Source organism: Clostridium puniceum (genome assembly GCF_002006345.1).
Taxonomy (GTDB): domain Bacteria; phylum Bacillota; class Clostridia; order Clostridiales; family Clostridiaceae; genus Clostridium; species Clostridium puniceum.
In genome coordinates this window covers 1-6477 of the sequence record NZ_LZZM01000044.1, presented here as the reverse complement: position 1 = coordinate 6477, position 6477 = coordinate 1, and the positions used below count along the sequence as shown (strand labels likewise).

The 6477-nt window shown below is 24.2% G+C and carries 7 protein-coding genes and 1 pseudogene; all 8 read right to left on the bottom strand.

Features of this window, described 5'->3' with window-relative positions:
- A partial coding sequence (locus tag CLPUN_RS03965) for a helix-turn-helix domain-containing protein (RefSeq protein ID WP_143328945.1) occupies nt 1–156 on the bottom strand: 156 nt, incomplete at its 3' end.
- Nucleotides 157–353: 197 nt separating this feature from the next.
- Nucleotides 354–479, bottom strand: a complete 126-nt coding sequence (locus CLPUN_RS29105; protein WP_278281598.1) for a hypothetical protein — start codon at nt 477–479, stop codon at nt 354–356.
- A 454-nt stretch (nt 480–933) separates the two neighbouring features.
- A complete protein-coding gene (locus CLPUN_RS03960; RefSeq protein ID WP_077846082.1) occupies nt 934–1335 on the bottom strand; it encodes a bacteriohemerythrin in 402 nt (133 codons plus the stop codon).
- Nucleotides 1336–1711: 376 nt separating this feature from the next.
- Nucleotides 1712–2137: a bacteriohemerythrin gene (locus CLPUN_RS03955; RefSeq protein ID WP_077846081.1), complete on the bottom strand. Its 426-nt coding sequence runs from the start codon at nt 2135–2137 to the stop codon at nt 1712–1714.
- Nucleotides 2138–4334: 2197 nt separating this feature from the next.
- Nucleotides 4335–4460 (bottom strand): hypothetical protein, encoded by a 126-nt coding sequence (locus CLPUN_RS29100; RefSeq protein WP_278281597.1) that lies wholly within the window; start codon nt 4458–4460, stop codon nt 4335–4337.
- 365 nt (nt 4461–4825) lie between these two features.
- On the bottom strand, nt 4826–5113 hold the full coding sequence (locus CLPUN_RS03950; protein ID WP_077846080.1) for a hypothetical protein: 288 nt from the start codon (nt 5111–5113) through the stop codon (nt 4826–4828).
- A gap of 503 nt (nt 5114–5616) precedes the next feature.
- Nucleotides 5617–5805 (bottom strand): annotated as a pseudogene (locus CLPUN_RS29530) (IS3 family transposase); the annotation flags it as partial.
- 4 nt (nt 5806–5809) lie between these two features.
- Nucleotides 5810–6034 carry a hypothetical protein gene (locus CLPUN_RS03945; RefSeq protein ID WP_143328971.1) on the bottom strand — a complete coding sequence of 75 codons (225 nt, stop codon included), beginning with the start codon at nt 6032–6034 and terminating at the stop codon, nt 5810–5812.
- Nucleotides 6035–6477 lie beyond the last annotated feature (443 nt).

Below are 6477 nucleotides of genomic sequence, written 5' to 3'. Positions count from 1 at the left end.
AATTTCATTTAAGATAGTGTTTATAGGTCGTTTTAACTCTTTTGCTATCTTATAAGGTGAAAAGCCATCTTTTAGACGAAGCTGGATAAGCATACGTTCTTCAAAATTCAAATGTTTATTTTTACGTAGTTCTGTGTTATTATTTGGGTAGTCCATAGTGATTATCCTCCGTGTATGTTTTTTGTTTAGAGATTAAATCATAACACAGAATAATCCACTATGGATTTTTTATTAGTTCAATTTCATTTTACAACAGGTCTTTTTTTATTTTACTCAAAAAAAGCTATAAAAAACTAGTTAAATTTGTTTTTTACAGCTATAGAATGAATAAATAGTGCTTATTCATTGTAAATTCACATTTTTTGTCTATTATTTAATTTTTTCTCAAATACATCTTCTTTCTTTTGATTTTCTTCTGTACCGTAAAAAGCATCACAAGCAATTAATATAATAACAATAAGAATAACTATAAACAACATATTTATTCCCCCTTACATTTAATTGATTATAATATTTTATATTTCTATTATAGCACCTTTTGTGTAAACGTTATACTTTTTTTATTAAATTTATTCTATTTTTTATCCTGCATTAATTTCTATACTTTATGTTAATTATATATATAATAAAGCAAATAAACATAAGTTTTAATTTTGTAAAGATCTTGTACAAAATACATCTTGAAGCTATTCTTTTTAACAAATATGTTCAAGATGTGTTTTTATCATATTATAAGTTTGAATTATACAATTCAAACAACATATTAAAGTATTCGCAAATTTAAAGAAAATATGATGTAATTAAAGTTAATATCTTCAATAAAAATAAGAGTAGAAAAAATGATAACTTCTTTCTAATCTTGTTCTATAATACATACCATATCTTTACAATGAACTGATCCATTAATTTTTATGTCAGCTATTAATTTATATGTTAACTCTTCCTTAAAAAATTCCCCAAATCCCTGTCTAGTTCTAATATATGTTTTCTCCACCAGTTTGAAATTTTTTGTTGCACATTTATAACAAATATTGCTGATATTCCTGTTGTTTCAAAAACTCTTCTTAATTCCCTTAAACTATCTTTAAATTCCTCATGTCCTCTATGCTGAATTTCATATTTAGGATAATTATTTTTCTTTTGAAGTTCTTCCTCATCATTAAAATGTTTTATTACATATTCTTCAAGAAAGTCCAAGGTACCTATTACTTCATCCTTTCCTTTTCCAGTCTTCATAGCAGTTACCAACTGATCAATTCGATTAAATAATTCTTGATGTTGAGTATCAATTTTATCAACACCTACTGACCATTTTTCTTCCCATTTCATTCCCATAAAATCACACCTTTCATAAACTATTACTTTATAATTTATATTTCTACATTTTTATATTTTCCCCTCTTATTTTCATTCGTTTTTTTACTTTTGTTTCCACAAATATTGACATGTTCATTCTATTTTTCGCATTATTTATCTAATCTAAAAACTCTTATATTATTTTTTTATTTCAGCATTACTTGTCTATTTGCTCTAACATTCTAAATTAATACAAGCTACATGAAAATAATTATAAAATCCAAAAAGAACCCACATAAATGTGAGTTCAAAATTTATATTCTATATAACAAATTTTATAATATCATTAATAGCACTTTTAATTTATTGATTAATCTTTCCATATAAATAATTATCATTATAATTTAAAATCTGTTCAAATTTCAATACATTCCATTTTATTTTTTGCTTTTAGATATTGTCCAAGATCTTTATCTAAATTCTTTATGTGATATTCCCAAAAGTCTACTATTTTCTGTTGCATATAATTAGTTATTGCTCCGGTTACTCCATATTTATCACACATATATCGTATATCTTGTAATTGATTTCTAAAGACCTGATGTTGTATACACTGTTCTTTATACTTAGGATAATTGTAATTTCTTTGAATCTCTTCTTCATCATAAAAATGCTTATTAGTATATATCTCGAGAAAATCTAAAGTTCTAAGTACTTCTTCTTTACCTGTTCCTGAGTCTATAGAATCAAAAAAATAATTTATTCTGTCCATAAGTTCTTTATGTTGATTATCAATATTTTCATGACCAATCTCGAATGAATTATCCCATTTTAATTTCATAAAATCACGCGCCCTTCATATCATAATACCATTTGTTTTTATCTTAATAATACCACATTATGTAAATATTTAATTTACTTATTATAAAATTTTTTTCTACAAATAATCTTAATATATTCACTTTTTTACAAATTACAACTCAAACTTTTATATCTCTACTAACTTCTCTCTTTTTTCCTAAACGACAAGTCTGTATTTGGCATCATTCTTCTATACAGCCATTTCATTATACGAATACCTATCTTACACAAACCCGCATTTATAATTTTGCAATTATAGGACTTACAATTCCAGCTTTATGTTTATATAATTGCAAAACATAAAATACTATCCTAAGTTAATGCTCTTAAAATTATAATGTCAAATATTCAAGCTTGAAACCAGTCTGAATGATCTTGTAAATGTTGAATGGCTATTCCTTTCTATATATCTAACATTAAGGATTTAGAGTTCTGTATGAATATATAAAATGTGTTAATATTTTAATTACCAATATCAATACAATACCAAGTTTCTGTTGATATAACTGAAAAGCCTTCATCTGACTAAGATTAAGTGCTTTGTTCGTTAATTATTCTATATAATTTTATTTAATAATTTTAACGCAAAAATAGAGAATAACCTAGCATTCACATACTAAATCATTTTTTACAAGTTTCTTTTTATTTGAGTCTTTATAATTTTTTTATCTACGCCTTTTATATAATCTTTATATTGGCATGCATGAATAAATTTGCATTTCTCAGTTATACATTTTATAAAACTTGTACCATAACTATTAATATTTGCAAATGGCAAAATTATTTCTTAATAAATGTAATATAATATTAATATTTAATCTTATTCTTTACACACTATCTTCAAATCCAAGCTATTTTTTGTAATATCTTATTCATTATTGTACTATAGAATACCACTCTATCTTTTTTACCAAATTTACAATACCTAATTTAAAATAATCCACAAAACAAAAAATCTCTATATTAATGTACGCTATATTTTCCTACGAAAAGAGCACTTAGTACAATTTGTACTAAGTTTGAAATTACAATATTTATATTATTATTTTAAGCCTCATACTTATTATTTTAAGCTTTCTAATTGTATTTTTTACCAAATAATGATATAATTAACATACCATCTCGAATACTATATACAATGGAGGCGGTAGCATATGAAACGTACTAAAACAAAAAAACGTTTCAATAAAGAATTGTTGAAAAATATATTTCTTTTTCTTGGTGAGCTACTTAATTTAATCTCTATAATCTTAAAATCCTTTAAATAAGGATATACGTACAAAAAAATAAAACTAAAGGACAAGTATAATTACATTACTTTAAAAGCGTGAGTACCAGTCACGTGAGATGGTAAGTTATATAATTGAACGTCCTTTTTCTTAGTTACCAGATATCAAATCACATATACTATATTACCTTATTTGTTAATACATGTCAATATGAATTTACTATTCTTATACAATTTTTTATGAAAGTTTAAATTTTTAGTTTGATTGTTTTTGGATACTGTCACTTAAATAAAAAAATAGGTTAATAAACAATATTTCTACTGTTTATTACCCTATTAATTAATGAAAAACACTTATCTGCAATTTTATTATAGTAAAGTTTCCTGTATGTTTCCTTAATAAATTTGAATATTTTTGCACTCCCCTTAACTTATACATTATCATATCAAACTTCTCCTCAATATCTTACCTTTTAATATTTACAGTCCCTACAAAACTTTCAGTAGTTTGTAGTAATATATTAACTTTCAATTACTTAACCCATACTTTTTAAAAATCTATCTAATATAACTTTAAAACTTACTATTAACGCTATTGCTATTGGAAATCCAACACTTCCAACCAGACTACACATTGTTGCTAAATCTCTTGTCATACCTCCTATTCTGTTTTATTTTCTGATTTTCTTTCATTCTCTACTGTGTTAGTTACTCTTTCTTTACCAAAATATAACCAATATTATATAAATTGTAAGAAATCTTGTACTTAATCTGTTGCTAAAAGTTAACACTTCAAAACTATAGTTAATGTCAGAGCTATTAAAAATCTTCCACTTGTTAATTTTGTAATTATTCTTTCTTTCATTTATATATCATTACTCTATAAATTTCTTGTATAGTCCGCATTAGCAAACATTTCATATTCTTTAATTCTATGATTAAATAAATGTTACATAGTTTCTCTATTTGCCTTGCTCCATACTGTAAAGTTATCTTTAAGACTTTCATCCCTAACGCCTTCACATGTTCTTCTATAAAGTGTTGAACTTAATAATTCATTTTTACCATTAAACATAATAAATCAAGTTGATTTTAATTATATACCCCTGTTTTCATCTCTCCATTTTTTTATCAAGATAATACAACCTAGAATCTTTGTCTTCAACCAATCATTATCTAAAATTCCTGTTTCTTCTTATATAATGATGCCATTTTCCATTATCTTAATACCATCCTTTGATAACTCTTCCTAAATCATCAGTTAAACAGCATTTCCACTTATTTATTTATTTATTTATTTATCAACTTCTATTATTTTTTGTCTATTTTTTGCATATTAAAAGACTAGATATATTTAAATCTAGTCTGTCTAAAATTACTTAAAAAAGCTTAACTTATGAATAAGAATATCTTTTTAAATACTGAATACTACTTATATTCTCATTCTTTAATATACATTTTATCAAGCCATTCCATTAAATCTTTTTCTTCTAGCCATTGCTTTAATCTTTTTAATTTATTATCTTCTTCCCCTTGTTTTTCATCTTCTTCTATCCATATTCTAAAACCGTCCTCTTCATAAATAAAATAATCTGACCCATTGCTATCTACAATAAGGTCATACTCTATGCTTATAAATTCTTCTAACCTATTGTTAATATCAAAATTCCCTACAATCTCTTGATAGAAAAATAACTTTCTTAACAGTTTAACTTTCCAATCTTCCATAATTCCTGCACCTCCAACATATTTATTAATATAATTATATCAAATTTGAGTAAGATAATATTTAACTTTATATAAAATTCTTCATGCTACACAATTTTTAGCCGAACTATTTATTTTAAAGCATTAATTTTTGTAAATAAAAACAACAAAAAGTACCTATTTGTATAAAATGTGCCTTTGTCAAGGGCAATAAAAAAACTAGGCTACATTAAAAGATAATTTTTGTATTGAACAGGAGTCATCTTTTTTTAATTCCATTGGTATCTATAATTATTATAGTAAATCATATAGAGCTTAATTTCTTTAACTGGTCTAAATTTTCACATGGTTTTATATGCTTCATCTTTAAAATGCCAAAAGAATAATTCTTGTAGAGCATTTTCCCAATTTATATTTTTTACCAATTTTTTAAATATTAAATTAATATAATTCACTCCTTGATCTGAATGAATAAACGTATCTTCACTTACTTTGTACATTCCTATTCTTTTTTTAATTTTTTAAATTCCGAGAATATTTATATCCAAGCTACACTCATCAAATATTTCTCTTGGAAATTTCTCTTTTTGATTCTCCGTAATAAAGATATTCTTAAATTCATCAGTATAAGTAATGCTTTTATACTTGCCTTCTTACATATTGGTTTCTAGATAATATTTCCATTCCTTATTATGTAAATAGTTTTTACTCATTGTATCAGCTCCTAATGTTATTTATTCTATTATACATGAAAATACTCCATAGATAGACTTTTTTATATTGTCTATCCTTATAGGATACATTATCAATTATAGACAGTTCTCTAGTTGCTAGACTTCCTTTATCATTATCAAAATACATAAGAGGATCTCCAGCAGAATTTTGTACTTTTAAAGCACTATTTTTTGTTGTTTGTTCATTAGAATAAAATTCAACATTCATATATATTCTAACAAATAAATTACATATATGTTGCAATTAGATTTCTACATATAAATTATTTACAAATTATTATAATCACAAGCTTTTAGATGTAGGTTTATTTTGAAACATGTATATTCAGCTAATATACACTATGAGTTTTATGTAACAAATTAATTAGAACTTATATATATTTGATTTTTAATGATCATAGTTACTGCTTAAGCATTTTGTTGTATTAGAAAAGTGAAATTCTCTTCTTCGTAGGTCTAATTTCAACTTTATCAATTGTTGTTATACCTTAACTATATACTCTCCACTTTTGGAAATTAAAACAGTTGCTAAATCAGTAATATATGTATTTTCTTTTATACTTCTAATATTTTTACTATACTCTATTACAACACCATTGCCTTCGCTTCTTTTATCAACAATATCTATAGTATTATTATTTACAATAAAAA